The 25,074-nt window shown below is 60.2% G+C and carries 17 protein-coding genes and 3 pseudogenes; 8 read left to right on the top strand and 12 right to left on the bottom strand.

The genetic code is table 11. The features are described 5' to 3' along the window. Nucleotides 1–9: 9 nt before the first annotated feature. On the top strand, nt 10–1,026 hold the full coding sequence (locus BM132_RS10350; protein ID WP_092399258.1) for a histone deacetylase family protein: 1,017 nt from the start codon (nt 10–12) through the stop codon (nt 1,024–1,026). 489 nt (nt 1,027–1,515) lie between these two features. Here BM132_RS10350 and BM132_RS10355 read toward each other — a convergent pair whose 3' ends face one another. The 5 genes from BM132_RS10355 to baeS form a co-directional block, all read right to left on the bottom strand. Further along, on the bottom strand, nt 1,516–2,331 hold the full coding sequence (locus tag BM132_RS10355; RefSeq protein WP_092399256.1) for an integrase arm-type DNA-binding domain-containing protein: 816 nt from the start codon (nt 2,329–2,331) through the stop codon (nt 1,516–1,518). 202 nt (nt 2,332–2,533) lie between these two features. Further along, nucleotides 2,534–4,111: a lactate dehydrogenase gene (locus tag BM132_RS10360; protein WP_256244249.1), complete on the bottom strand. Its 1,578-nt coding sequence runs from the start codon at nt 4,109–4,111 to the stop codon at nt 2,534–2,536. A 377-nt stretch (nt 4,112–4,488) separates the two neighbouring features. Further along, nucleotides 4,489–4,752 (bottom strand): hypothetical protein, encoded by a 264-nt coding sequence (locus BM132_RS10365; protein WP_047229356.1) that lies wholly within the window; start codon nt 4,750–4,752, stop codon nt 4,489–4,491. Between the two features lie 218 nt (nt 4,753–4,970). Continuing rightward, on the bottom strand, nt 4,971–5,654 hold the full coding sequence (locus BM132_RS10370) for a response regulator (protein ID WP_092399250.1): 684 nt from the start codon (nt 5,652–5,654) through the stop codon (nt 4,971–4,973). Between the two features lie 3 nt (nt 5,655–5,657). Then, nucleotides 5,658–7,076, bottom strand: coding sequence for a sensor histidine kinase efflux regulator BaeS (gene baeS / locus BM132_RS10375; RefSeq protein WP_092455100.1), 1,419 nt, complete (start codon nt 7,074–7,076; stop codon nt 5,658–5,660). A 112-nt stretch (nt 7,077–7,188) separates the two neighbouring features. Here baeS and BM132_RS10380 point away from each other — a divergent pair, with 112 nt between their 5' ends. The 3 genes from BM132_RS10380 to BM132_RS10390 are packed head-to-tail and all read left to right on the top strand — an operon-like array spanning nt 7,189 to nt 12,925. After that, nucleotides 7,189–8,382 carry an efflux RND transporter periplasmic adaptor subunit gene (locus BM132_RS10380; protein ID WP_092399246.1) on the top strand — a complete coding sequence of 398 codons (1,194 nt, stop codon included), beginning with the start codon at nt 7,189–7,191 and terminating at the stop codon, nt 8,380–8,382. 2 nt (nt 8,383–8,384) lie between these two features. Then, a complete protein-coding gene (locus tag BM132_RS10385) occupies nt 8,385–11,531 on the top strand; it encodes an efflux RND transporter permease subunit (protein WP_092455101.1) in 3,147 nt (1,048 codons plus the stop codon). Then, nucleotides 11,528–12,925, top strand: a complete 1,398-nt coding sequence (locus BM132_RS10390) for an efflux transporter outer membrane subunit (RefSeq protein ID WP_177218172.1) — start codon at nt 11,528–11,530, stop codon at nt 12,923–12,925. Before BM132_RS10385 ends, BM132_RS10390 begins: the two co-directional genes overlap by 4 nt. Before the next feature lie 52 nt (nt 12,926–12,977). On the opposite strand, the gene BM132_RS10395 is transcribed toward BM132_RS10390, so the two are convergent. After that, complete coding sequence (locus BM132_RS10395; RefSeq protein WP_092399242.1) at nt 12,978–13,649, bottom strand: class I SAM-dependent methyltransferase; 672 nt, start codon at nt 13,647–13,649, stop codon at nt 12,978–12,980. 166 nt (nt 13,650–13,815) lie between these two features. Beyond that, nucleotides 13,816–13,956, bottom strand: a pseudogene (locus BM132_RS10400) (helix-turn-helix domain-containing protein); the annotation flags it as partial. Between the two features lies 1 nt (nt 13,957). Here BM132_RS10400 and BM132_RS10405 point away from each other — a divergent pair. Continuing rightward, nucleotides 13,958–14,122 (top strand): annotated as a pseudogene (locus BM132_RS10405) (glycine/betaine ABC transporter substrate-binding protein); the annotation flags it as partial. A gap of 103 nt (nt 14,123–14,225) precedes the next feature. Here BM132_RS10405 and BM132_RS28925 read toward each other — a convergent pair. Together BM132_RS28925 and BM132_RS28930 are read right to left on the bottom strand one after the other, a co-directional pair. Beyond that, nucleotides 14,226–15,080: a methyl-accepting chemotaxis protein gene (locus BM132_RS28925; protein WP_371264120.1), complete on the bottom strand. Its 855-nt coding sequence runs from the start codon at nt 15,078–15,080 to the stop codon at nt 14,226–14,228. 6 nt (nt 15,081–15,086) lie between these two features. Next, nucleotides 15,087–16,169, bottom strand: a pseudogene (locus tag BM132_RS28930) (cache domain-containing protein); the annotation flags it as partial. Nucleotides 16,170–16,455: 286 nt separating this feature from the next. On the opposite strand from BM132_RS28930, the gene BM132_RS10420 reads away from it, so the two are divergent. After that, nucleotides 16,456–17,496 (top strand): GlxA family transcriptional regulator, encoded by a 1,041-nt coding sequence (locus BM132_RS10420; protein WP_092455106.1) that lies wholly within the window; start codon nt 16,456–16,458, stop codon nt 17,494–17,496. A gap of 148 nt (nt 17,497–17,644) precedes the next feature. Here the strand turns inward: BM132_RS10420 and BM132_RS10425 are convergent, their stop codons facing one another. Then, nucleotides 17,645–18,046 (bottom strand): hypothetical protein, encoded by a 402-nt coding sequence (locus BM132_RS10425; protein ID WP_092399236.1) that lies wholly within the window; start codon nt 18,044–18,046, stop codon nt 17,645–17,647. Between the two features lie 437 nt (nt 18,047–18,483). Beyond that, nucleotides 18,484–19,206 carry a pirin family protein gene (locus BM132_RS10430; RefSeq protein ID WP_092455107.1) on the bottom strand — a complete coding sequence of 241 codons (723 nt, stop codon included), beginning with the start codon at nt 19,204–19,206 and terminating at the stop codon, nt 18,484–18,486. Nucleotides 19,207–19,418: 212 nt separating this feature from the next. Here BM132_RS10430 and BM132_RS10435 point away from each other — a divergent pair, with 212 nt between their 5' ends. Together BM132_RS10435 and BM132_RS10440 are read left to right on the top strand one after the other, a co-directional pair. Next, nucleotides 19,419–20,369: a GlxA family transcriptional regulator gene (locus BM132_RS10435; protein WP_092399232.1), complete on the top strand. Its 951-nt coding sequence runs from the start codon at nt 19,419–19,421 to the stop codon at nt 20,367–20,369. A gap of 183 nt (nt 20,370–20,552) precedes the next feature. Continuing rightward, nucleotides 20,553–22,031 carry an ATP-binding protein gene (locus BM132_RS10440; RefSeq protein ID WP_092455109.1) on the top strand — a complete coding sequence of 493 codons (1,479 nt, stop codon included), beginning with the start codon at nt 20,553–20,555 and terminating at the stop codon, nt 22,029–22,031. Here the strand turns inward: BM132_RS10440 and BM132_RS10445 are convergent. After that, a complete protein-coding gene (locus BM132_RS10445; protein ID WP_092455590.1) occupies nt 21,978–24,788 on the bottom strand; it encodes an ATP-binding protein in 2,811 nt (936 codons plus the stop codon). The genes BM132_RS10440 and BM132_RS10445 overlap by 54 nt on opposite strands. Nucleotides 24,789–25,074: the final 286 nt, after the last annotated feature.

Raw genomic sequence — 25,074 nt, forward strand, 5'->3', positions numbered from 1 at the left:
AGGTCCACAATGAAAACATTTTTCCACCCGGCGCAGCGCCTTCACCATCCGCGTACCTACCTGTCGCGCGGCCAGATGCGTCAGCCACAGGAATTGCCCGCACGTATTGACCCGCTGCTGGCGATGGCCGAAAAACTGGGGTACCCGCTGTTGGTACCTCATGACTATGGTCAGGCGCCGTTGGCCGCCGTACACAGCGCGGCCTATCTGGACTACCTGAGCAGCGCTTACCAGCAGTGGCACGAAGTGCCGGAAGACTGGGGGGATGAAGTCATGTCCAATATCTATATCCGCGAAGGCAACCCTCTGCGCGGGATTCTGGGCAAGACTGCCCGCTACCTGGCTGATGGCAGCTGCCCGATCGGCGAGCACACCTGGCAGTCCGCCTATTGGTCGGCACAGAGTGCAGTGGCTGCCGCCCACGCGGTTATCGACGGAGACCCGTCCGCCTACGCACTTTGCCGTCCTCCGGGGCACCACGCCCGTGGCGAGGCGGCAGGCGGCTTCTGCTTTCTCAACAACGCTGCAATCGCCGCTCAGGTACTGAGGGGCAGGTTCTCCAAAGTCGCTGTCCTCGACACCGACATGCACCACGGCCAGGGCATACAGGAAATTTTCTACGATAGGGATGACGTGCTGTATGTGTCGATCCATGGTGATCCGACCAACTTCTACCCGGTGGTCGCCGGTTTTGAGGATGAAACCGGAACGGGTGCCGGTGAGGGCTTCAACCTGAACTTACCGATGCCCCACGGCGCAAGCGAGGCCGATTTTTTCAGCTGTATGGATCAGGCCGCCTCTGCATTGCGCACGTTCGGGCCAGATGTGTTGGTACTCTCGCTGGGCTTCGATATTTACGAAAACGATCCTCAGTCCAAAGTATCTGTCAGCCATGAGGGCTTCCGTTTACTGGGGCAACGGATTAAGGCGCTGGGGATTCCTTGTGTGGTGGTGCAGGAGGGCGGCTATGACATCGCCACGCTGGATGAAAATGCCTCGCGATTCTTTGCCGGCATGACTGCGTGATGTAACGAGCGGATGACCCGGTTCGCATCACGCATCATCAATGCCATCAACCGTGACTAGCCGGGTGACTGGCACGTTGGGCTGACGTATCCGCATGTGTGTCCCATCGTTGCGCCAGGGGGGGCAGTGCGCGGGAGGGTCTCACTGAGTGTCGTACTGATTGCAGAGAAGGGGGCTAATTTGATACGCGGCTACTCCCGGTATCCAGAGCTTGCAGTGGCCTTATGAAACTCCTCAGATTGGATATTTCAGTTCAGGTAGGGTCGATACCGTCTAAGTTTTCCCTTGGTAGATATCAGGGGTATCTCATGCACAATCCTCAGCACGAACAGGAAGAGAGCGTCAGCGAGGCGGCGCGTGAGACGAAGTGACGACTAACGATCTCGTCAGCAAAAATTGCTCAGGCTTATCTGCCATTCAAGCTCAGTACCTGGCCAGTTCGGTGTTCGGCATTGACGGCCAGGCGTCGATGCTGACAAGTGAGCGAGATCAAAACTTTAAATCTCGACCGATCAGGGAAGTGGTTTTGTTTTGAAGGCAGGTTACGGCGAACGGAGAGCCTAAATGGCAGATTGGTGATTGTACGCTGAAGGCAGGTAACGCTGCGTAATCCGTAGTCATTTTTTGAAAACGGTGGTGTAGTTCTTGAAGTTCCCTAGAGGAAAGGATCCGAGTCCGCTCCTCCTGGTAGTCACTCGGAACAAGTTTGTTGATTTCGACCAAGTCTGCTGGGTTTCCGTTAATCAGTAGCGTTCGCCATGGCTGGCGTTTTTGTGCCCACCTGAACATTTGAGCGAGATCCGAAAAAAGACTGATGGCTTGACGAGTAGCGCCGCGAGCCATTACTGCACGCACTACGTTTCGCAGGTCATGTTCACTGTTTGAGCTGATGACTTTAGAGCCGAAAGTGGGGTAAAAATCTTTCGCAAACTTTCTCCGTAGCTCTGCGTTACCGTCCTTGCGAGCGACACCGTCGCGGAGCCATTCTTCCGCCAGATCCCATAGCGTCAGCTTCTCAGATTTTTGCTGATCGGCCTCTGCAAGTTGTACCGCTAGTTCCGCTTTTTGCCTTACCTTCGCGGCACGTTTGTTTTCATTAGGATTGATCCCTTTCGCTACAAGGTCTCGCGCTTCGTTGCGCTCCTTGCGGATTTCGGTCAACGACTTGTTTGGCCAGGTGCCCCAGGAAAAGCGAGTGTAAATACCCTCCCAGCGGAACTGGAAGTAGAAGGGGATGGCGACCTTTTTTGCGGAGTGAAACCCTGCCCGAGAGGCTGCCCTCGTCGCGTATAACGGTACCGACATATAGAAGTGCAGTGAAAACCATAGATGTTCATTGAATTACTGCATGGGGTGCTAGGGGGCGAGTGTTCGAATCACTCCGTCCCGACCCTATAATCAAAAATCCAGTCATTTAACCGTGACTGGATTTTTTATGCTCAATGATTTTTAAGAAAGCTCGGGTTTCGCCTTGAAACGTCTGCCGACCAAGTAAGCAGCATTGCGTTCAACGCATCAGCGCCGAAGGGTTTTCCTGCAGCATCACCGAACGGTGGAGGGTATCGAGCGCTTCCTTCAGTAAGGATTGCTCCTGCGCATCCTTGGATTTCTTGCTCTCCTTGGCGGCGTACTCCAGCAATACCAAGTGACTGCGGCTGGCTGAAGCTTGTTTCGGCACCACGGTCTCTTCAATCAGTTTACCCATGACGTACTTCTGTGTCCGTGTGTCCTGGCTGGCCTGTTGCGTGACGGAGGCTTTGCTCAGTCGGCCATCTTTATAGGCGAGGCTGGCCGAGCTGCTGGCCCTGTCATTCACTTGTACGTAGAGATAGTTCTGCGACTCGTTATCTTTGCCCAGCGCAGGTGCTTTCCCGCCCTTCAGGCTTTTGTGGTAGTTGGCCGATAGACTCGATTGCTGGACTTGATCGATCTTGCGGTCACGCATGATGGAACCTGCGACGACCGTCTTCTGCGAGAGGGTATAGGCAAAGCTATCGAGTTCAGTCAGGTGCATCGGGTTGGACGCCTTGTTCGTCTGAGTGATGGATGCCTCGAAGTCTGCCAGTCCGGTCAATAGGCCCTTGTCCGCCGCATTACGGGTCAATCGCTCAGGTAGGGTAGCGCCCTGTGGGTAGTGGCTGTTCATGGCGCTGAACGCATCCTTGAACATCTCCATCAGGGCCGCCTTGGCGTTGCCACGCTCCTGTACCCGATCAAGCTGGGCAAGGTAGCTGTTCAATGCGTTGGCCTGTTGTTTGGCATCGCCCAGGATTGCGCCGTTCTTCAGGTCCACGGTCAGGTTCAGTTTGCCATCCGGACCGCTCATTTGCGTGGTGCGGCGTTGGTTGTCGGCGCTAAAGGCCAGGGTCAGATCCTCACCGTCCACTCCCTTCAGCTTGGCGTTCAGGTCAATGGATGCCAAGACGCTGGAGTCAAACTGCGTCAGCTTGCCCAGGTCGAGCTTGGGGGGCTCGGCGGTCAACCCGTCGACAGCCGCCTGAAAGGCGCTGCTCAGAGCGCCAATCGCCTTGAGTTCATCCTCGCTCAGCGGGCCACTCTCCACCAGAGCCTGGACGCCCAGACCATCGTCCTGGCTTGTCAGGCTGAAGGTAACCGTCTTGCCGCTGGCGGTCTTGATGCTGAGACTGATCAGGTTGTCGGCTTTATTGTGCAGCAGCGTCTGTTCGGATTTTATCTCGGCGACGTTGTGAGCCCTGTCCGTGGTGGTATGGAACACTGACTGGGAAATGCTCGAACCATTCTTGGCGAACTGCTCCAACAAGGCTGCGCCCAGGCGGTCAAAACGGTTGGCTATCGACAGCGATCTGGGGTTGGTTCCCATGATGTTAGTGACCGCGTCCTTAGCTTCCTTTTCCCAAACACGAACAATTTCCTGGCCCGGCAGTTGCCCGAGGCGGGAATAGGTTTGTGATTCGACACTGACCACCGGGCTGCCCAGGCTGACAATTGCCGATGGTCTAGCCGGGAAGGCTTCAGCACTGTCTATCGCTGTTGCAGGCAATGCCGCGACAGCGGAGCGAGTCTGGAGGGGAATGGTGGAGGTGATCGAGGATAGGGTAGTCATGACAGTCCGTGTCAACAGAGCAGAGTTACACTCAATGTAGTGAATACACCCCCCGATTGAAAGCGGGGCGGTTGAAATAAGTGGCAAAGAGCTATTGTTCATCTGCCCGTTAGCGACTGACCGGAGCGGCTCAGCCCAATCTGAAAAGATTGGGCTTTTTCACGCTTTGAGAAACGGCGTTCCCGGCTGTGTGGTCAACACTGTCGCCGTCAGAAGACCAGCTTGAACAGGGCGATGACCACGATCAGGCCGATTATGAAAATGATACCTACGGTGCCGCCAAGAAATTTCAACATAATGATGCTCTCATCGGATGGGCTTAATTTTCTAGACCACCCTCGACAACGCTCGTTTCGTTGAATTTCACCCGGCGGTGATCAATGAACCGCCCAAGACCTCGGAACAGGCACCTGATCAAACTTCGAAACGGTCTTGATCCAGTAGCGCCGATAGTCGGTCTGGTCCGGGGCCAAGGGTTTGTGGGTTGACCATGGATGCTCTGCCTTCAGGCTCGCGCGGTAAGCTTCCCATTCTTTCTGCTCGGCCACTTCCCTGGCTTTGGTCCTGTCATCGAACCAACCCAGGACGTACGCTTCGCCCTGATCCGTGCCGTGTGCTATCAGCAGATAAATCTCTGTCATTACCTGGTCCGCCGTTCAATCCTGAAACCCAGCCACTGGGGTCTTACCCTGGGTATCGGCAGTTCTTTTGTGTTGTTGAGGTTTATTGATCAGCGGCGTGTTTCGCGGGGCGGACCGGGTCGGCGGTTATGGGGCGTCCAGCATCTATGGCGCGCAACCGCCATCGCGAGCCTGCTCGCGATGACGTCGGCACAGCCAACATCCCTGCAAACTGACCCTCAGGCGTCGGCAAGCTGAAACCGATAACCCACCCCATACAACGATTCGATCGGCTGTTCACCTGGGCATGCCTGTTCGAGTTTGCGTCGCAGATTGCGGATGTGGCTGTCGACGGTGCGATCGGTGACCACCCGGTGATCGGAGTAGATCCTGTCCAGCAACTGATCACGGGAAAATACCCGCCCCGGCGCGCGGGCGAGGGTGCTGAGCAGACGTAGCTCCAGGGGCGTCAGGTCCAGCGCATTGCCGTCGAGGGACGCCAAGTACTGTTCTTCGTCAATCAGCAGGCGCGGCGGCGCAGCGGTTAGAAGTTGCGGGCTGCGCCGCAGGATGGCCTTGACCCTGGCCACCACTTCGCGGGGGCTGAAGGGTTTGCAGATGTAGTCATCGGCCCCCAGGTCCAGCCCGAGCAAACGGTCCACCTCCTCGACGCGGGCGGTGATCATGATGATCGGCACGGCACTGAAGCTGCGCAGTTCCTTGCACACTTGCAAACCGTCGCGCCCTGGCAGCATCAAATCAAGCAGGATCAGTCGTGGCTCGTTGACACGTACCACCGGCACTACCTCAAGCCCATTGTCCAGGCACTGGGTCGCATAGCCGGCGGCGATCAGGTAGTCGCGCATCAACGCGGCCAGTTTGGGTTCGTCTTCGACGATGAGGATCGGGCTGTCGTTGACCATGGTTCAGGCGTTCCTTGGCAGGCGCAGGGTCAGCCAAAGACCGCCCAGGGGCGAGTGTTCGGCACTGAGGCTGCCGCCGTGGGCTAGGGCGATGCTGTGACAGATGGCCAGCCCCAGGCCGGCGCCACCACTGGCGCGATTGCGTGAAGTTTCGCCGCGGTAGAACCGCTCGAACAGCCGTGGCAACTGATCGGCGTCGACCCCTGGACCGGAATCCAGGAAGTCGACGCGTACGGCGTCGCCATCGCCGGCAGCTCGAATGCGCAGTACACCGCCCTCATCGGTGTAACGCACGGCATTTTCCAGCAGGTTGCTGAACAACTGCTGCAGACGCTTGGGGTCGGCCTCCAAACGCAACGGCGTGATCGGCAGCTCCAGCTCCAGGCGCAAATCCCGGGCACTACAGCGTTCCTGGAACATGGCTGCGCAACCGTCCAGCAGCTCGTTGAGATCGCATTCGCTCTTGCGGTATGTCAACGCGCCCACATCGGCCAGGGACAGTTCATACAGATCATCCACCAGTTTGCTGAGCATGCCGACTTCGCCTTGCAGCGATTTCATCGAAGACTGATCAAGTGTGCGCACGCCGTCCTTGATGGCTTCCAGTTCCCCGCGCAGTACCGACAGGGGGGGTCGCAGTTCATGGGAGACGTCGGCCATGAACTCCCGACGCATTTTTTCATTGCGCTCCAGGGTATACGCCAACTGATTGAAGTCCCGGGCCAACTGACCGACTTCGTCATTGGAAGACACCGAGACTCGGTTGCTGTATTCACCGGCGGCCAGGCGATGCGTAGCGGCGGCCACGCGTTTGACCGGTTCAAGCAGGGTGCGGGCGATCCACCAGGCGATTAGCATCGCCAACAGCAAAGAGAACACCCCCATGGCCAGACTGGTGCGTATCAGGTACTGACGGAAGCGTTCGCCCCCGGCTTCGGTCACGTTCTGAAACGGCGTCACCGCCAGCCAGCCAACGGTTTTGCCCGCGACCTTGACTGGGCGCATCAAGGCGTCGTCGGCAATTGCCGAGTAGCCCATGACCCATTGCTTTTGCACGTCCAGCAGGGCGATGCGAAACACTGCACCGGTCAGGTCGGACATGGGCATGGGGGGGCGTTGCGGGTCGCTGTCGTTTTCCCCGGGTTCGGGGCGCAGCAGTTCGAACCAGCGATCCGGCTGGTTGCGCAAAAATTCCCAATCGCCCTCGCGCTCGTAGGCGTTGGCCAGACGCGGCAGCACTGGCGACATGCGCAACAGGGCCTGCTCGTTGAGGTAGTCGAGAAAACCCTTGCCGAAGCTCCAGCCGTTGGCCACCCCCATGCTCAGGATGACGAACAGTACGCTGGCCAGTACTGCGATAAACAGCTTGGTGGAGATGCTCAGTTTCATGGGCTCGGGCAGGTCGGTGAAGGGCCCGTCCATTTAGGCCCTGGTGCGAAGAAGATTCAAGGGCGCCGGGCAATCTTCAATTTTCCTGCACATTTGCCTCGCAGTATGGCGCCTGGCTTGAACCAACCGTCTTGCAGAGGCATTTATGTCGACCAAATTATTCGCCAAATCCCTGGTGACCAGCGTCGTGCTGGTGTTCCTGATCGTTCTGTTCCTGTTAGGCGGTTGCTCCGGCGAATCGGCACCGGTAGTCGAACCGCCCAAGGTGTCGGTGCTGACTGTGCAGCCGAAAAGCCAGGCGCTGACTACGGAACTGGCCGGGCGCACCCAGGCGTTCATGGTCGCCGAGATCCGTCCGCAGGTGGGCGGTATCGTTCAGCAGCGACTGTTTGTCGAAGGGGCCGAGGTCAAGGCCGGACAAGCGCTGTACCAACTGGATGCCTCCTCTTACAAGGCCGCATTGGCGGAGGCACAGGCCAATCTCGCCAAGGCCCGTGCCACCTTGAAGTCAGCCCAGGCCACGGCCAAGCGTAACGCTCAGTTGGCGAAGATCGATGCCATCAGCCAGCAAGACAACGAGGACGCTCAGGCCAGCCTGCTGACCGCCGAAGCCGAGCGGCAGGTGGCCCAGGCCGGGGTGGAGACGGCGCGCATCAACCTGGCGTACACCCGCATCAGTTCTCCCGTCAGCGGGCGCATCGAAACCTCGACGGTCACCCCGGGCGCGCTGGTGGTTGCCAATCAGGAGAGCGCATTGACCACGGTGCAGCAACTGGACCCGATCTACGTTGACGTCACCCAATCGACCACCGAGTTGTTGCGCCTCAAGCGCGACCTGGCCAGCGGTGTGCTGCAAAGCAATGGCGAAGGCGAGGCGCGAATCAGCCTCAAGCTCGATGACGGCAGCACCTATGCCCATGAAGGTCGCTTGAAGTTCAGCGGCGTGAGTGTGAACGAAGGCACTGGGACGGTGACGTTACGGGCGAAAATTGCTAATCCGGACCGGTTGTTGCTGCCGGGCATGTACGTGCGGGCGGTGCTGGAGCAGGCTCGCGACGATCAGGCGATTTTGATTCCGCAACAGGCAGTAACCCGCAGTGCCAGCGGGGTGACCACGGTCTTGCTGGTGGTCAATGGCAAGGTCGAACAGCGCGTCTTGACCATCGACCGCGCCGTGGGCAACCAGTGGTGGGTCAAGACCGGCCTCAATGCCGGTGACCAGTTGATTGTCGAGGGCGGGCAGAAAGTCCGGGTCGGTGAAGCCGTCGTGGCGCAGAACCCTGGCACGCGCAGTCGCACGCTGAAATCGGCACCCGTCGCCATTGCGCAGGAGGGCTGAGCATGGTGCGTTTTTTCATCGACCGGCCGATTTTTGCCTGGGTCATTGCCATCGTCATCATGCTCGCTGGCGCTTTGTCCATCAGTCAGTTGCCCCTGGAGCAGTACCCGGACATCGCACCACCGACAGTGCGTATCTCCGCCACCTACACCGGCGCCTCGGCCAAGACCGTGGAAGACTCGGTGACCCAGGTCATCGAGCAGCAGATGAAAGGCCTGGATAACCTGACCTACATGTCGGCCTCCAGCAGTTCGGACGGCAGTGCCAGCATCAGCCTGACGTTTACCGCCGGCACGAACCCGGACGTGGCGCAGATGCAAGTGCAGAACAAACTGCAACAGGCCGAGTCGAGGCTGCCGCAGTCGGTGCAAAGCGAAGGTCTGACCGTGACCAAAGGCGGCTCGGATTTCCTGATGATTGTCGCTCTGGCCTCCGACGACCCGAGCGTGACCGGCACCCAGATCGGCGATTACATTTCCAGCACCTTGCTCGATTCCATCAGCCGTATTGACGGTGTCGGCGATGTGCAGACATTGGGCTCGGGTTATGCCATGCGCATCTGGCTGGATCCTGCCCTGTTGCAAAAATACGCGCTGATGCCGTCGGACATCAGCTCTGCCCTGGAGGCGCAGAACACTGAAGTCTCCGCCGGTCAGCTCGGCGCCTTGCCAGCGGTGAAGGGCCAGCAGTTGAATGCCACGATCAGCGCCCGCAGCAAGCTGCAAACCGTCGAGCAGTTTCGCAATGTCGTGGTCAAGTCCACCAGCGACGGTGCCGTGGTATTGCTCGGGGATGTAGCACGGGTTGAATTGGGCAGTGAAAGCTACGACGTGAATTCGGCCCTGAACGGCAAACCCGCTGCCGCCATGGGCGTACAACTGGCCGCTGGGGCCAATGCCCTGACCGTGGGGGAAGCGGTGAAGGCCAAGCTCAAGGAGCTGGAACCGTTCTACCCCACGCCAATGCAACTCAAGAACGTGATTGCCTACGACACGACGCCCTTTGTCAGCCTGTCCATCGAAGAGGTGGTCAAGTCCTTGGGCGAGGCCATCGTTCTGGTGGTGCTGATCATGTTCCTCTTCTTGCAGAACCTGCGGGCCACACTGATCCCGGCGATCACCGTGCCGGTGGTGCTGCTGGGTACGTTCGGTGTGCTGGCGCTGTTCGGCTATTCAATCAACACCCTGACCATGTTCGCCATGGTCCTGGCCATCGGCCTGTTGGTGGACGATGCGATTGTGGTGGTAGAGAACGTCGAGCGAGTAATGGCCGAGCGCGGGCTATCGGCCCTGGACGCCACGCGCCAGTCGATGGATGAAATCACCAGCGCCCTGGTCGGCATCACCCTGGTCCTCAGTGCGGTATTCATTCCCATGGCGTTTTTCGGCGGTTCCACCGGGATCATCTACCGGCAGTTTTCGGTCACCATTGTCTCGGCCATGGTGCTCTCGGTGCTGGTGGCGATGACCTTGACGCCGGCGTTGTGCGCGACCCTGCTCAAGCCGTCCGATGGCAAGGGGCATGGCGCTCAAGGCGGATTTTTCGGCTGGTTCAACCGCATGTTCGAGCGCGCTGCCGAGGCCTATAAAGGTCGGGTGGGCGCTATTTTGCAGCGGGGTCGCATCAGTTGGCTGGTGTATGGGCTGGTGGTGCTGGTAATGACGGTCGGTTATCTGAGCCTGCCCACTTCATTCCTGCCTGATGAAGACCAGGGCATTCTCATGGCTCAGGTGCAATTGCCGGTGGGCGCCACGGACAGCCGTACCCAGGCGGTGATCAAGCAGTTCGAAAGCTATCTGCTCGAACAACCGGAAGTCGAGGCGCTGATCAGCATCACCGGCCTGGGCATGGGCGGCAACAGCCAGAATACCGCCCGAGCCTTTATCCGGCTCAAGGACTGGAGCGAGCGCACAGGGGCAGGGCAGGATGCGGCGTCCATCGCCCAGCGCGCGACCATGGCGCTGTCGAGCATTGGTGATGCCAATGTGTTCGTCATGCAACCGCCCGCCGTGCGAGGCCTGGGACAGACGTCCGGCTTCGACCTGCAACTCAAGGATCTCGGTGGCCTGGGGCATGACGCTCTGGTCGCCGCGCGGGAGCAATTCATCGAACTGGCGAACAAAGACGCACGCTTGCTGGGCGTGCGCAGCAATGGCCTGGACGACGCCCCGCAACTCAAGGTCAGCATCGATGATCGCAAGGCCGGGGCCTTGAGCTTGAGCACCAGTGACATCAACACCACCTTGTCCACGGCGTTGGGGGGCACCTATATCAATGATTTCCTCAATCAGGGCCGGGTAAAGAAGGTTTACGTTCAGGGCGAGGCTGCATCGCGGATGCAGGCGGCCGACCTGGAACATTGGTTCGTGCGCAACAGCAACGACGAGATGGTGCCTTTTTCCTCGTTTGCCAGCAGTTCGTGGAGCTACGGCTCACCGTTGTTGGAGCGTTACAACGGCAACGCTTCGCTGGAAGTGGTGGGCGATCCGGCGCCTGGGGTCAGTACCGGGGATGCGATGGATGCGGTGGAGGCGATCATCAAGCAATTGCCGGAGGGCATCGGCTACGAGTGGACCGGGCAGTCCTATCAGTTGCGCCTGTCCGGTTCGCAGGCACCCCTGCTGTACGCGATATCGGTGCTGTTCGTATTTCTCTGCCTCGCTGCGCTCTATGAGAGTTGGTCGGTGCCTTTCTCAGTGATGCTGGTGGTGCCGTTGGGGGTGGTGGGTGCGGTGCTGGCCACCCGTGTCAGTGGTTTGAGCAACGACGTGTACTTCCAGGTAGGGCTGCTGACCACGGTGGGGTTGGCGGCTAAAAACGCGATTCTGATCGTCGAGTTCGCCAAGCATCTGCAAGAGCAGGGCAACAGCTTGCGGGACGCGACGCTAATTGCCGTGCGCCAACGCCTGCGGCCGATTCTCATGACCTCCCTGGCCTTCATGTTCGGCGTATTGCCCCTGGCCCTGAGCAGCGGTGCAGGTTCCGCCGGACGCCAGGCAATCGGTACCGGCGTGCTGGGCGGCATGTTCACCGCCACGGTGTTGGGGATCTTCTTCGTCCCATTGTTCTTCGTGCAGATTCGCCGACGGTTTTCCCGCGTGTCCACGGTTTCGAGTTCGGTTCCAACCACTCAGGCAGGTGACGCATGATCAAGTTCCGCTGGCCCTTGCTGGCCTTACTCACACTGCTCAGTGGCTGCATCAATCTGGCACCGCAGTATGAACGCCCCGAGGCGCCGGTCTCCGAGCTATGGTTGCCCACCGTCGGTACGCCCAAGGGGGAGGTCGCCGCCGAGATCCAATGGCAACACTTTTTCACCGACAGCCGTCTGGCGCGCTTGCAAGCACTGGCCCTGACCAACAACCGCGACCTGCGCCTGGCCGCCTTGAATGTCGAAAAGGCCCAGGCCCAATACCGTATCCAGCGCGCCGAGTCTTTGCCGTCGATCAATGCCAGCGTCAGCGGCACCCACAGTCGTACGCCTGGCTCGTTGTCCAACAGCGGCTCGGCGACCACCAGCCATGACTACAGCGCGCAACTGGGGCTGAGCAGCTATGAGCTGGACGTATTCGGACGCATGCAAAACCTTCAGGACGAGGCTCTGGAAGACTATCTGGCCCTGACCGAAACCCGGCGCAGCACGCAGATCAGCCTGGTGGCCGAAGTGGCCACGGCCTGGTTGACCCTGGCGGCGGACAACGAGCGTTTGCAACTGGCCCAAGAGACCTTGCGCAGCCAGCAGGCGACCTATGAGTTGACCCGTCGCAGCCACGCACTGGGCGGATCCTCCGGTTTGTCCGTGGCCCAGGCGCAAACCACCGTGGAGTCAGCCCGGGCTGACGCGGCGGCGTATGAAAGCCAGCTCCTCCAGGATCGCAATGCCCTGCGCCTGCTGGTGGGCAGTGATGTTCCCGAGGAACTGCTGCCCGGTGCGAACCTGGAGTCGGCGGCGGCGCTGGTGCAAGTGCCGGCCGAGCTGCCGTCCAGCCTGTTGCAACGGCGCCCGGATGTATTGGCCGCCGAACACACCCTCAAGTCGGCCAATATCGACATCGGCGCGGCCCGCGCGGCGTTCTTTCCGAGCATCAGCCTGACGGCCAGTGCCGGTTCTTCAAGCTCGGCGTTGTCCGGCCTGTTCAAGTCCGGCAGTGGCGCCTGGTCGTTTGCTCCGAGCGTCAGCCTGCCGATCTTCGACGGTGGCAGCAACCGCGCGACACTGGACGCGGCCAAGGTCGAGCGCGAAATACAGGTACAGACTTATCAGCAAACAGTGCAAAGCGCCTTCAAGGAAGTGGCCGATGCGTTGGCAGAACGCAGCACGCTGGATCGCCGCCTCGCCGCGCAGCAAGCATTGACTGATGCCAGTCGCACGAGCTTCGAGCTTTCCGACGCCTTATACCGTGGTGGTTCGCAAAGCTACCTCGAAGCCCTGGACGCCCAGCGCTCGCTGTACAGCGCCCAGCAAGACCTGATCACCCTGCGCCTGGCCGAACAGAGCAATCGCGTGACGTTGTACAAGGTGATGGGGGGTGGCTGGAACTGAGCCGACGTTCAGAGGCATTAAGCGCCCCTGAAGAGCATGTTCGCCGTGGCGTTCAACCTTGCGGCTCGGCCACCAGTAGCAACGACTGCGGCGCCGAGCTTTGTGGGTGCTGCGGCTCCTGCAGACCGGCCAGTCGATAGCCGGCCATATCCAGTGCTTTGAGCCAACTGGACAAGGTGCGAAAGTACCAGGGCATGGGCTGCCATTGCCCCCGGAAGCCGGCGAAGGTTTCTTCTCGCCAACCGTCCTGATAGTTGCCCGCTGCTGCGGCCCACGGATGCAGTGTCTGGATCACTAGCGTGCCGCCGGGGGCGAGCAGGGCGTTCATGGCGGTGAGCAGCGGGATGATGTCCTGGTGCAGCAGGGCGAAGTTGGCGCAGATCAGGTCGTAATTGCGGCCGATGTCCACCGTGGCCTGCGCCAGCGACTCGTAGCTTGCCAGATGCACCGGCGAAGAGCCCGCGGCCCGCGCGGCCTCGACCAGTGTTGCACCGCCGTCCACGCCGACCGCTTCGATGCCCCGTTCGGCCAAGGCCCGTAACAACCAGCCCTCGCCGCAACCCAGATCGAGCACACGCTCGGGTTGACGGCTCAGTACCGCCAACAGGATGGCTTGGTCGGTGACGTTGATGCGGCTCTCGAGGGTGCCGGTGCGGATCGCTTCGATCCAGGATTGGGCGTTGTGCTGCCAGCTCTGGAGGAGGCTGGATTCGGAGGCGGACATGTCGATCTCCTGCGTTGTCCAGCCGAACCTGGGTTGATACTAGGTCACGATGTAGGGAACGGCCTGTGACCCTATTTTGCTCTCGACCAACGGTCAACTTTGGTGCCCTGGTTAGTAGCGGTTTCACTCCCCCTTTCTTCTGGAGGTTTTGAGCGCAGAAGCTTACTTAGGCCGCCGTCGATTTCATCCGGCTGTCGCTCGCGGTTTCCCGTAACAGTCGAGGCGACATGCCGAACGGCGACTTGAAGTGCCGGCTGAAGTGGGAACTGCTGCCATAGCCCCAAGCGTAGGCGATCTCTGTGAGCGAGTTCGCTCACTTCACTATTCCTCAAGCTGACCTTGAGCGATTGATGGCGGCGGCGCGGGACAGTTCGGCAGATAAGGTGGTCGCCGAATACTACGCTGCCAACAAACCGCGCTTTGAGGCTATGTTTGGCGGGCAAACCGCATCGGTGACAACGGGGCAGCAATGACTCGATGACCCAGCAAGTGTGGGAGCGAGCCTGCTCGCGATAGCGACCGCCATCGCGAGCAGGCTCGCTCCCACATTTAGGGGGGCTGTCTCAGGCTCTACAACTAGAACTTGAACCGTCCTACCAAGCCCTTGAGCTGCCCGGAAATATCCGTCAAGCGGCCCGAGCCCGTTTGCGCCGAGTGGGCATATTCTTCCACCAGTTGTGCATCGGTATGGATTTGCGAGATGTGCCGGTTGATGTCTTCGGCCACCTGGTGCTGTTCCTCGGCCGCCGTGGCGATCTGGGTGTTCTGGTCGCGAATCGAGTCCACCGAGATACGGATCTTGTCGAAGCTGTCGCGGGCTTGCTGAATGCGTTCAACGCTGGTTTTGGAGCCCTGCAGACTGCCCTGCATTTGCAGGGTGACTTCCTGGGTCCGGCGGGCGAGGTTGCCCAGCAGGCTGTCGATCTCGCCGGTGGAGTCGGCGGTACGCCGGGCCAGGGCGCGCACCTCGTCCGCGACCACGGCAAATCCGCGACCCTGATCGCCGGCCCGCGCCGCTTCGATGGCCGCGTTGAGGGCCAGCAGGTTGGTCTGTTCGGCAATGGAGCGAATGGTGTCGAGGATGGTGTTGATGTTCTTGCTGTCCTGCTCCAGCGCCTGCATGGTCTGGGTCGACTTTTGCAGGTCCTCGCTCAGTTTCAGCACGCTGCCCGTGGCTTCGCCGATGTGCTGTTGACCATCGTGCACGTCGCGATAGCCCGCGTCCGCGCTGGAGGCGGCCTGGCTGCAGGAGCGCGCGACCTCGTTGGCGGTGGCGACCATTTCGTTGAACGCGGTACTCACCAGTTCAACGGCCTGACGTTGACGTCCGGCAGCTTCGTTCATGTTTTGCGCCACTTCGCTGGTATCGGCGGCGGCGCTTTGCAGGTCGGAGGAGGCGCTGCCAATGCGCTGCACCAGTTGGGCGATCATGCCCAGGAACTGGTTGAACCAACTGGCCAGGGTGGCGGTTTCGTCCTTGCCTTGCACCGAGAGCTTGCGGGTGAGGTCGCCTTCACCTTCGGCGATTTCCTGCAGGCCATTGGCAACACCGCGAATCGGTCGCACGATCACGCTGGCGAAACTGGCACCGACGATGGCGAACACCACTGCCAGCACGGCGGCGATGATGGCGATCAACCAGGTCAGGCTCGAGGCTTGGGCCATGACTTCGTCGCGTTTGATCAGGCCGATGAAACGCCAGCCCAAGCCTTTGGAGCTGACGACGTTGGCCATGTAGGGCACGCCCTCGATCTCGATCTGAGTTACGCCATCAGCGCTTTTGGCCAGTGCGGCATAGTTGGGACCAAGCTCTGCCATGGGCTTGAAGTTGTGCTTGGCGTCGCTGGGGTCGACCAGGACGTTGCCATTGGCTTCGACCAGCATCAGGTAACCGCTGTCGCCCAGCTTGATGTTCTTGACCAGTTCGGTCAGTTGCTTGAGTGAAACGTCCAGGCCCACCACACCCACCAGCTTGCCGGCGGCGTCGGAGACCGTGTGGACGATGCCGATCAGCGATACATCGTCCGGGGCCCAGTAATAGGCGTCTGTACGCACTGTGGTGCCCGGTGACGCGATGGCGGCCTTGTACCAGGGACGAACGCGGGGGTCGTAATTGGAAATTTTGGGATCGTCAGGCCAACTGGCGTAACCACCGTCGGCCAGCCCCAGAGAAAGATAGGCGGTGGTCGGATGGCTTTGGGCGAATCGGTCGAATATGTCCAGCAGCTGCTTGTTGTTCTCAGGCAGCGGAATTTGTGCAGCGTCGGCACCGGAATAATTTTTCAGATCCTTGGCCGCGACAATCCGTGGATCCTTGGCGAAGAACTCGACGTTCTGGCTGATGCCATCGAAGAACTGCTTCATGCCGTTGTCGATCTGGCGGATTTCACGGCCGCTGCTGTCCAGGAAGTTGCTTTGTGCGGCGTTGCGCAGGTTCAGCACGACAAGCACCGCCACCAGGATAACCGGCAGGCAGGCGATGGCCGCGAACGCCCAGGTCAGCTTCTGTTTGATATTCATGACTTCTCCCGCGGATATTTATAGGTGTTGAAACGGCGGAAACAGGAAACAGTAGCGGTGCGCGTTGCGAGTTTCTGGAACGGGGGAAGCGCCCATGCGTACCTACACGATATCGACCAAAGTCGAATGGACTTGAGGCCGCTGGCTGTCAGGGAGTTCAAGGGCCTGGGATGTAGCGAGTCGATTGCAGCCGGCGTGGTTAATCTGGAAGATGTGCCAATTGCTCTGCTGCTTAAAGCGCGAGCGTGATACAAGTCCTGATGCCTTCATGTATTGACGAGGCCCTATGCCCAGCGCATTCGAGAGCGTACTTAAAAACAAAAACATGGCTTACCGGCCGCTCGGATCCTCAGATGCTGATCAGGCTCCGGTTCGTGTCGCGTTCGTATTGATGGACAATTTCTCGATGATGTCCTTTACCGGCGCGGTGGATGCGCTGGTGACAGCCAACCTGATGAGCGACAGGCCACTGTATGAGGTGCTGACGGTTGGGGCATCGGGGAGTCAGGTGACCAGTGACCTGGGGATCGTTATCTCTGCCGATATCGAGTTGGCGCAGTTGCCGGAGAACCAGGACGTCCTGATCGTCGCCGGTGGCTTTCGCGTGAAGTTGCAGGGTATGCCGCTGCTGCGACGCAAGCTGCGCGCCAACGCCGCGTCCGGGGCAATACTGGGCGGGTTGTGGAACGGCGTTTTTTTTGTCGCCGATGCCAGTTTGCTCGATGGTTTCGAATGCGCTGTTCACCCGGAAAGTCGCGCCATGATGGCGGAGGTTTTTCCCCGTGTGAAAGTTTCCAGCCGCGCTTATGTGGTTGACCGGCAGCGGGTCAGCTGCGCAGGTGCCAACAGCTCGCTGCGCATGATGCTTCAGTTGATCCGCCAGACGGGAGGCGAGGCGCTGGTGGGGGCGATCGAGGAGATCCTGCGCTGTGATGAGTCGGGCGACGCGTCGGATCTGCCGCCGGTCTTCGTCGAAACCGATCCGACACTGCCAGAAAGTCTCAAGCTGGCGTTGGAGCTGATGTGGCAAAACATCGAGGAGCCGTTGACCATCGATGAGCTGGCGGCCTGCGTGAAAATCTCCAAGCGACAGTTGGAGCGGCGCTTCTGCAGTTTCCTCGGCGCAACGCCGACGCGTTATTACCTGGAACTGCGCCTGACCCGTGCGCGCCAACTTATCCAGCAGACCAATCGATCCGTCACCGAAATCGCCGTGGCGACAGGCTTTGTCAGCTCGCCGCACTTTCAGCGTCGTTTTCGGGATTTCTTCGGCGTTCCGCCGGGCAGTTATCGTTCGACGTTTGAGCGAAAACAGGGCGTTCGGTGATAGCACGCGACCCGTTCGGAGGTGGGAGGGGCTTGCTCTCTCGCCAGGATCATGATGGCAAAGTATCAACAATCCCCGCACTGAACATCATGTCAGAGATTTTGCCCTGTAGAGGGTTGGCAAACGCCGCAGGCTAGCGGCGTTGGGATCAGATTTTATCGTCAGCTTTTACCTTGGCAGGTACTTCATCGGCCTGTGAGGCAGTCATGCTTGTGCCGCGGCAAAGTACTTTGCGCACTTCATCGGCGATCGAGCCTGCGACGATGCGCTCCTGCATCGGGTCGAACTGAGCTTTTTCCAGCCTTTCGAGACTGTTGTACATGCCCATGTGCCGAACATTGTGGTTAGCGCAGTCGAGTGCCAGTTTTGTGTAGTTGGTGAAGTAGGGACCCGCTCTTTGGACGGTGACCTGGAGGGTCGAACCGCTCTCGGTAAACGAGACGATGGAGTATTCGGCCTTCGAATCGTCGTAGGCATACTGAATTTTTTGAACGTCTGCTGTTGCATAGCAGGCAACGGAAAGCACAACGAGAGACATAACCGTTTTCATACTTCTTCCATGACTAACTGAGTGAGGATAATTGATGGCTAATTGAAATCATTTCAATGGCCGGTAACGTTAAGAAGATATTGTAGTTTTAATAAGAGCAGAGCACCACACGTCGGAAAGGGCTGTCGCTTCGCATTGCTTGTTTCACTCAGCTCATGCAGCTTAAGTTTCTAAAGATGCTTTCGATATATACCCCTGAGAGGCGTGAAAGATGGCCAAATGACATGTCGCGAGCGCCTCGCTACTTGTTTTCACAGTTATGTAGCTCATCAATGATTTGATTAAACACCTCAAACTGAGTCTACGGCCCTATATTGCTCAGGTTGGCATGGCGCAGGGCAATGAGAAGCGGCGGGAGGAGAACCTGCCCGCGATATAAGTGTTCCATTCAACAAGAATGCTGTATGGGCAACCGCTATCGCGAACAGGACCTGCCCTCAGGGCATTTGCGGCAATTCCTGTGGCCGTAGATCAAACACCAGCACCTCGGCTCCCTGACCGTTGCTCAACGTCAGCACCTGTTCCTCGCGCACCCGTACGCCATCACCTTCCTGTAACGGCACCCCATTGAGCTCGACGCTGCCACGGGCCACATGCACGTAGGCATAACGATCAGGCGCCAATGTCAGGGTGGCGTTTTCCTCGCCGTCGAACAGCCCGGCATAAACCCGTGCGTCCTGGCGCACCTGGAGCGAGCCGTTGGCGCTGTCCGGGGAAATGATCAATTGCAGGCGACCGCGTTTCTGTTCGGCGCTGAAGTGCTCCTGTTGATAGCGCGGTGTGGCGCCACTGACGTTGGGCACGATCCAGATTTGCAGGAAGTGCACCAGCTCCTCGGCGCTGTGGTTGAACTCGCTATGGGCCACGCCGCTGCCAGCGCTCATCAGTTGTACATCACCGGGGCGAATGACGGAGCCGGTACCCAGGGTGTCCTTATGCTCCAGCGCGCCTTCAAGTACATAGGAAAAAATCTCCATGTCCCGATGCGGATGCTGGCCGAAACCCTTGGCCGCTGCGACCCGGTCGTCGTTGATGACCAGCAGGTCGGAGAAGCCTTGTTCGTTGACGTTGCGGTAGCTGGCAAAGGAAAAGGTATGGAACGAGGTCAGCCAGCCGTGGCGGGCGATGCCGCGGTCTGAAGCTTTGCGAAGGGTCAGCATGGTAGCTCTCCTGATGGGTATGGGCGGCGGCGGTGGGCGTTCGCCAGGTTCAGAAGAAGGTTAATGGTTATTGACTGGTTCAATAAGCAGGTTAAAAACGAAAGACTGTCCGTTATGAGTGGACAATAGAGGCTGCTACCAGCAGGCGGCTGGCTTCGACATAATGTGGGTTTGTGGCTTCTAAGGCCTCTGGATATTTTGGCGTATTTTCGATGAAAACCGTTGCAATGGTGTTGTTTCCGGATTTTTTATTGCTCGACATGGCCGGGCCTCTTGAAGTGTTTTCCATCGCCAATCGTTACCTTGAACCCGATCTTCGTTATCAATTGCTGACCCTGGGAACCGAACGCGGCGCGTTGCGAGCGTCCAACGGCGTAGCGGTACAGGCCGATATCCACATTGACCAGGCTTGGGCGGCCTATGACGTGTTGCTGGTGCCGGGTGGGCCGGGCGCCTACAACGACCAGCATCCGGGATTGCACACTTGGTTGCGCGCGGCAGCGCCACGGGCCACGCGCTACGGCTCCATTTGCACCGGCGTATTTGTGTTAGGGGAGGCTGGGCTGCTTGACGGCTATCGCGTTACCACCCACTGGCACTACACCGAACGCCTGATCCAGCGTTTCCCCAAGGCACGGGTGGAGACCGACAAAATCTTCCTGCAGGATCGACGCTTGATCACCTCCGGCGGTGTGACCGCCGGCATCGACCTGGCGCTGTCCATCGTCGCTCAGGACCACGGTCGTAAAGTCGCGCTGGATGTGGCCAAAGTGTTGCTGGTGGTGATGAAGCGCCAGGGCGGCCAGGCGCAGTTCAGCCCGCTGGTGGCGGCGGTGGCGGCTCAAGAGTCTGCCATTACCCGGGTGCAGCATCATGTGATGGAGCACCTGGAGGAACCCTTCACCATCGAACGCATGGCCGCGATCGCCGCCATGAGTTCGCGCCATTTCGCTCGGATGTTCGTTCGCGAAGTGAAGATGACGCCCATGGAGTTCCTGCAAGGCGCGCGCATCGATCGCGCCCGCCAGTTGCTGGAATCCACGGATTTGCCCCTCAAGACCGTGGCGTTTCGCAGCGGCTTCGGCAGTGTGCGGCACATGCGCTTGCTGTTCAGTGAAAAGCTTGGCCTGACCCCCGTGCAATACCGCCAGCAGTTCAGTTGAGCCGTCGGTGTCCGTCCAGGGCACCGCAATGTCCGTCATGCGCCCTGTGCCAGCATTGTCCTCTGGGCGATGGCTGCCAAGATAACGGCGAACCCTCTGGAAAGGATGCGCAGGAGCCAGGGCAGACGCGTTCGGATCGCCGTAGTGTCATGCTCGCGATGGTTATCCGGCGCTCGATCGCCCATGAACAGTTTCGCCAGACCCGACACCGAGCCGGCGGTGTGCTTCGGCCCGTTTAGCTTTTATCGCCAGCAGCGACTGGTCACGCGTGAAGGCGAGCCTCTGATATTGGGGGGGCGCGCCCTGGACATTCTTCAAGTGTTGCTGGAGAACGCCGGTCACTTCGTGAGCAAGCAAGCGCTTATCGCGCGCGTCTGGCCTGACAGCGTGGTGGAAGACATCAACCTGCGGGTGCACATCGCGGCGCTACGGCGGGCTTTCGGTGACGCGGCGCAGGAGGGGCGCTACATCCTCAATCATCCCCGGCAGGGCTATTGCTTTGCCGCGCCCGTGGTCGTGGATGCTGACGTCGAGCAGCCGCTCGAGCGCCACAACCTGCCCGCGCGCCTGAGCCCGGTGATCGGTCGCGACAAAGTGCTGGGACGGTTGCTCAGCGAGGTTCCCCGTCAGCGCCTGACCACCGTGACCGGACCGGGTGGGGTCGGCAAGACCACTGTGGTGCTGCGGGCGGCCGAACTGTTGCTGGAATACTTTGACGACGGTGCCTGGTTTGTGGACCTGTCCGTCATCAGCGAGCCGTCGCAGGTGACGGCACAGGTTACCCGCACCCTGGGGCTGGGACACGGAACCTTGAGCCAGCAACTGAAATCGCGGCGGATGTTGCTGGTGCTCGATGGCGGCGACCATCTGCTCGACGCCTGCCGGGACCTGGCCCGGGCGTTGGGCGCATCGGCCCCGCAGGTCTCGCTGTTGTTCAGCAGCCGTGAGCCCTTGAATCTGACCGATGAGCGCGTCGTACAACTGCCGGGGCTGACAGTGACCTCGTCCCGTGAGCCGGCCCACCAGATATTGGCGTGTCCGGCGGTGCAGTTGTTGATCGATCAGGTCGCTGCCCGGCAGCAGGGTTTCGAGCCCAATGACCGCGAGCTGGCGGTGATTGTCCAGATATGCCAACGCCTGGACGGGTTACCGCTGGCGCTGGAACTGGCGGCGGCCCAGGTGGGGGTGTTGGGCGTGGCGGGGGTTTTGGAACAGTTGGATTGTGGGCTGTCACTCTTGAACCATGGGCGCCGCACGGCTGTGGCGCGCCATCGAAGCCTGGAGGCCATGCTGGACTGGAGCTTCGAGCGCTTGAGTGACGATGAGCAAGCCGTGTTCCAGCGCCTGGCCGTATTCGATGGGCCGTTTACGCTCAAGGCGGCGCTGGCCGTCATCAGTTGTGCCGAGTTGGAGGCCGGGCAACTGCCTGGTCTGCTGTCACGGCTGGCGAACCAATCGCTGGTCATGGTCGAGCAGTGCGTGGACGGGGCTCGGTTCCACTTGCTCCACACCACTCGCGCCTACGCCCTGGAAAAATTGCGGCGCAGTGGTCAGTGGGCTGTTTTCAACCGGCGCCATGCACTGCAAGAAGCTTGGGAGGTACGTCGTTCAAGGCCCCAGCCGTCGGGCCAGTTTTTGCAGGAGCGCGCCAGCTTGCTGTAGGTCGGGAGTGTCGAACCCTTCGCTGAAACGTCGATAGACCGGCCTGAGCAGATCCTGGGCGGCATGGTCCATGCCCCGGCGTTGCCACAGCCGGGCCAGGGACATGGCGCTGCGCAATTCCCAGGCCAAGGCATTTTGCCGCCGGGCCACCGCCAGGGCGCTCAGCAGTTGCTCTTCGGCGCAGCGCTCAAAGGCGGGGTCGTTCTGCGCCAGCAGGGCTTCGGCCTCGGCCCGCAGGATCTCCGCCGTACACCAGCCTGCCGCACCGTTGCGGGCGCGCTCGACCTGTGCCTGGCTGACGCAATCGATGCGCAGGGTGACGACGATGTCCTGGATCAGTCCGGCGTTGGTCGAACTTGCTTCCAGGGTTTCGTCATCGAAAGCGCGGGCATAGTGGCTGGCCCAGTCATGGAACAGCATGACCGAATGTTTTTTCGCCTGATGCTTCAACAGTTCGAGCCTTTCCCGGGCGCGTGAATGCTCGCCGTTGTAGTGCGCAATCACACAACCGCTCAGCGCCAGGGTGTAGCAGATCGAGATGCCGTGGTTGATCTGCAAGGCAATCTGCAGCGCAAGGTCGGCGGTGCGCCGGGCTTTTTCGGCAAAGCCTTGCAGCCAGAGAATGCGCGCCAGAACGGTCAGTGCCGCCACGCTCTGATCGTATTGCACGCCGAAACCATGGGAGAAACGGCTGAGATGGCCGCTCTGGGCCAGGCGCTGGATCACTTGTTCGGCATCACGCCGGGCGGCCGTCTGGTCACCCGTGAAATGCTGCGCCAGCACCCGCAGGCGTTGGGTGCTCAAGGACAGGGTCGGGTCGCCGTGCACGCCCAGTCGGTCGAAATCCAGGCTTTGTTCCAGCGCCTCTTGGTAGTTGCCGCAGCTGAGGTTGACGGTCATGAGCCCCGACACGGCGCGCAGCTCGCCGGCCAGGTCCTGGCATTGTTGCGCCAGGCCCCGGGCCGTGATGAAGGCTTCGACAGTGGCAGGCGTGCCGCCTTGAGTATGGTAATTGAAACTGGCATGGGCCAGTTCCAGGGCCAGGGTCAGTCGTGGGCACGGCACGGGGCTTTGGCGCAATAACGCCCGCGCCTTGCTCACGTAAAGCCCGTGCTCCCTGAGCAGCGACAACTCCTGCCAGAGAGGCAGGGTGCGGGCAGTCAGGCGGATCGCTACCGCATGCGATCCCTGCGGGCCCAGCCCCCGGTCGAGCGCGGCACGGATGTCGTCGCGATAGAGGGCGTGGCGGGCGATCCACTGCCGCGTGGGAGTCGTTTCCCAGTCTTTTTCGGCATGCTCCATCAGTGTCAGGCAGCGCTCGGCGTGACGCTGATGGCTGGCAGCCAGTTCCCCGGCTTCAGCCAGTTTTTCCAGGGCATAGCTGCGAGTGGTATCCAGCAGGCGATAACGCACCTCTTCATCGCCGACCTCGACGTTGAGCAGCGATTTGGCGACCAGTTGGCTGACCGACATCAGCACCTGGTCCGGCGCGATATGTTGACCCACGATCACCGCTGCGGCCGATGCCAGATTGAAGCTGCCCATGAACACCGCCAGCCGTCGCAGGCAGGTCTGCTCGCAGGCGGTGAGCAGCGCAAAACTCCAGTCCAGCGTGGCACGCAGGGTTTGCTGGCGCGGTGCGGCGGCGTTGGTGTCGTTGTGGAGCAGGGCGACGCTGCCTTGCAGTTGCCGGTGAAGTTCCTCCAGTCCGAACACCCCGATCTGACCGGCGGCCAGTTCGATGGCCAGGGGAATTCCGTCCAGCCGCCGGCAGATGTCGACCACCAGCGGTATGTCCTGATCCGTCAGCTCGAAGCTGTCATGACTGGCCATTGCCCGTTCGGCGAACAGTTGCAGCGCAGGAAACTCCAGGGCCGGATAACCCTCAATGGGCATCTCCCAAGGTGGGAACGCCAGGGAATCCAGATGCTGCACGTGCTCACCTTCGGCCCGCAGGCTTTCGCGGCTGGTGGCCAGGATATGCAAGTGGGGCGCCCCGCGCAGCAGGGTTTCACTGAGCTGGGCGATGGCATCGATCAGGTGCTCGCAATTATCGATCACCAGCAGCAGGTGTTGTTCCTTGAGTCGCCGGGTGACGATGTCCAGCGGGTCGCCTTCATGCAGTGGCAGGTCCAGCAGCGCACACAGGTTCGGGACGATCGTGCACGGGTCGTTGAGCGACGCCAGGTCCAACAGGTAGGCGCCATCCCGGTAGTGACCGATCAGCCGCTCAGCGACACGTAAGGCGACGGTGGTCTTGCCGATCCCGCCGGTCCCCACCAGGGTGATGAAACGTTTTCGCGGCAGCTGGGCCACCAGGTTTTCCACCAGGCCCTGGCGTCCGATCAGCCGGGTGCGGCGCGGCGGCAGGTTGTGGGCCAGGGAAGGGTGAGGGATTCGCGCCAGTTGCTCCACCGGCTCCAGGGACACCGGTGCGACGAAACTGTAACCGCGCTGCGCCACAGTGATGATGTAGCGCTGCCCATGCTGGCCGTCTCCCAGGGCCTTGCGCAGCGCCGCCACGTGCACCCGCAGGTTGGTGTCTTCCACCACGCTCTTGGGCCAGACACGGGCCATCAGTTCCTGCTTGCTCACCACGTGTCCGGCGTGTTCGAGCAACACCAGCAGAATCTCCACTGCCCGGCGTCCCAGGCGCAACGGCTGCCCGGCCTCCAGCACCAGGCGCTGGCGAGGATGGACGCGGTAAGGGCCGAAATGCAGCGTCTGTTCGACAGGCAGGTTGAGGTACTGGCTCATGTTGCTCTCAATGTTCTGGTCCCGGTGCATCGGCTTTTCCCGAGCATGTTCCTCAGGTTTTGTTTCAAGCGCAACGGTGAAGAGCCTTCTCACTGGCAAACACACAGCCCTCTGGTTGCTTGAACCTTGTGGCGAGGGGATTTATCCCCGCTGGGTCGCGAAGCGGCCCCAAAAGCCCGATCCCCATGAATCGGATACACCCAGGTGTCAGTCTCTGGACTGCTTTGCAGTCCAGCGGGGATAAATCCCCTCGCCACAAAAAGCAGTCTTCATCGCGGCTTAACAC

The sequence above is a fragment of the Pseudomonas sp. NFACC45 genome (assembly GCF_900113505.1).
Lineage (GTDB): Bacteria > Pseudomonadota > Gammaproteobacteria > Pseudomonadales > Pseudomonadaceae > Aquipseudomonas > Aquipseudomonas tehranensis.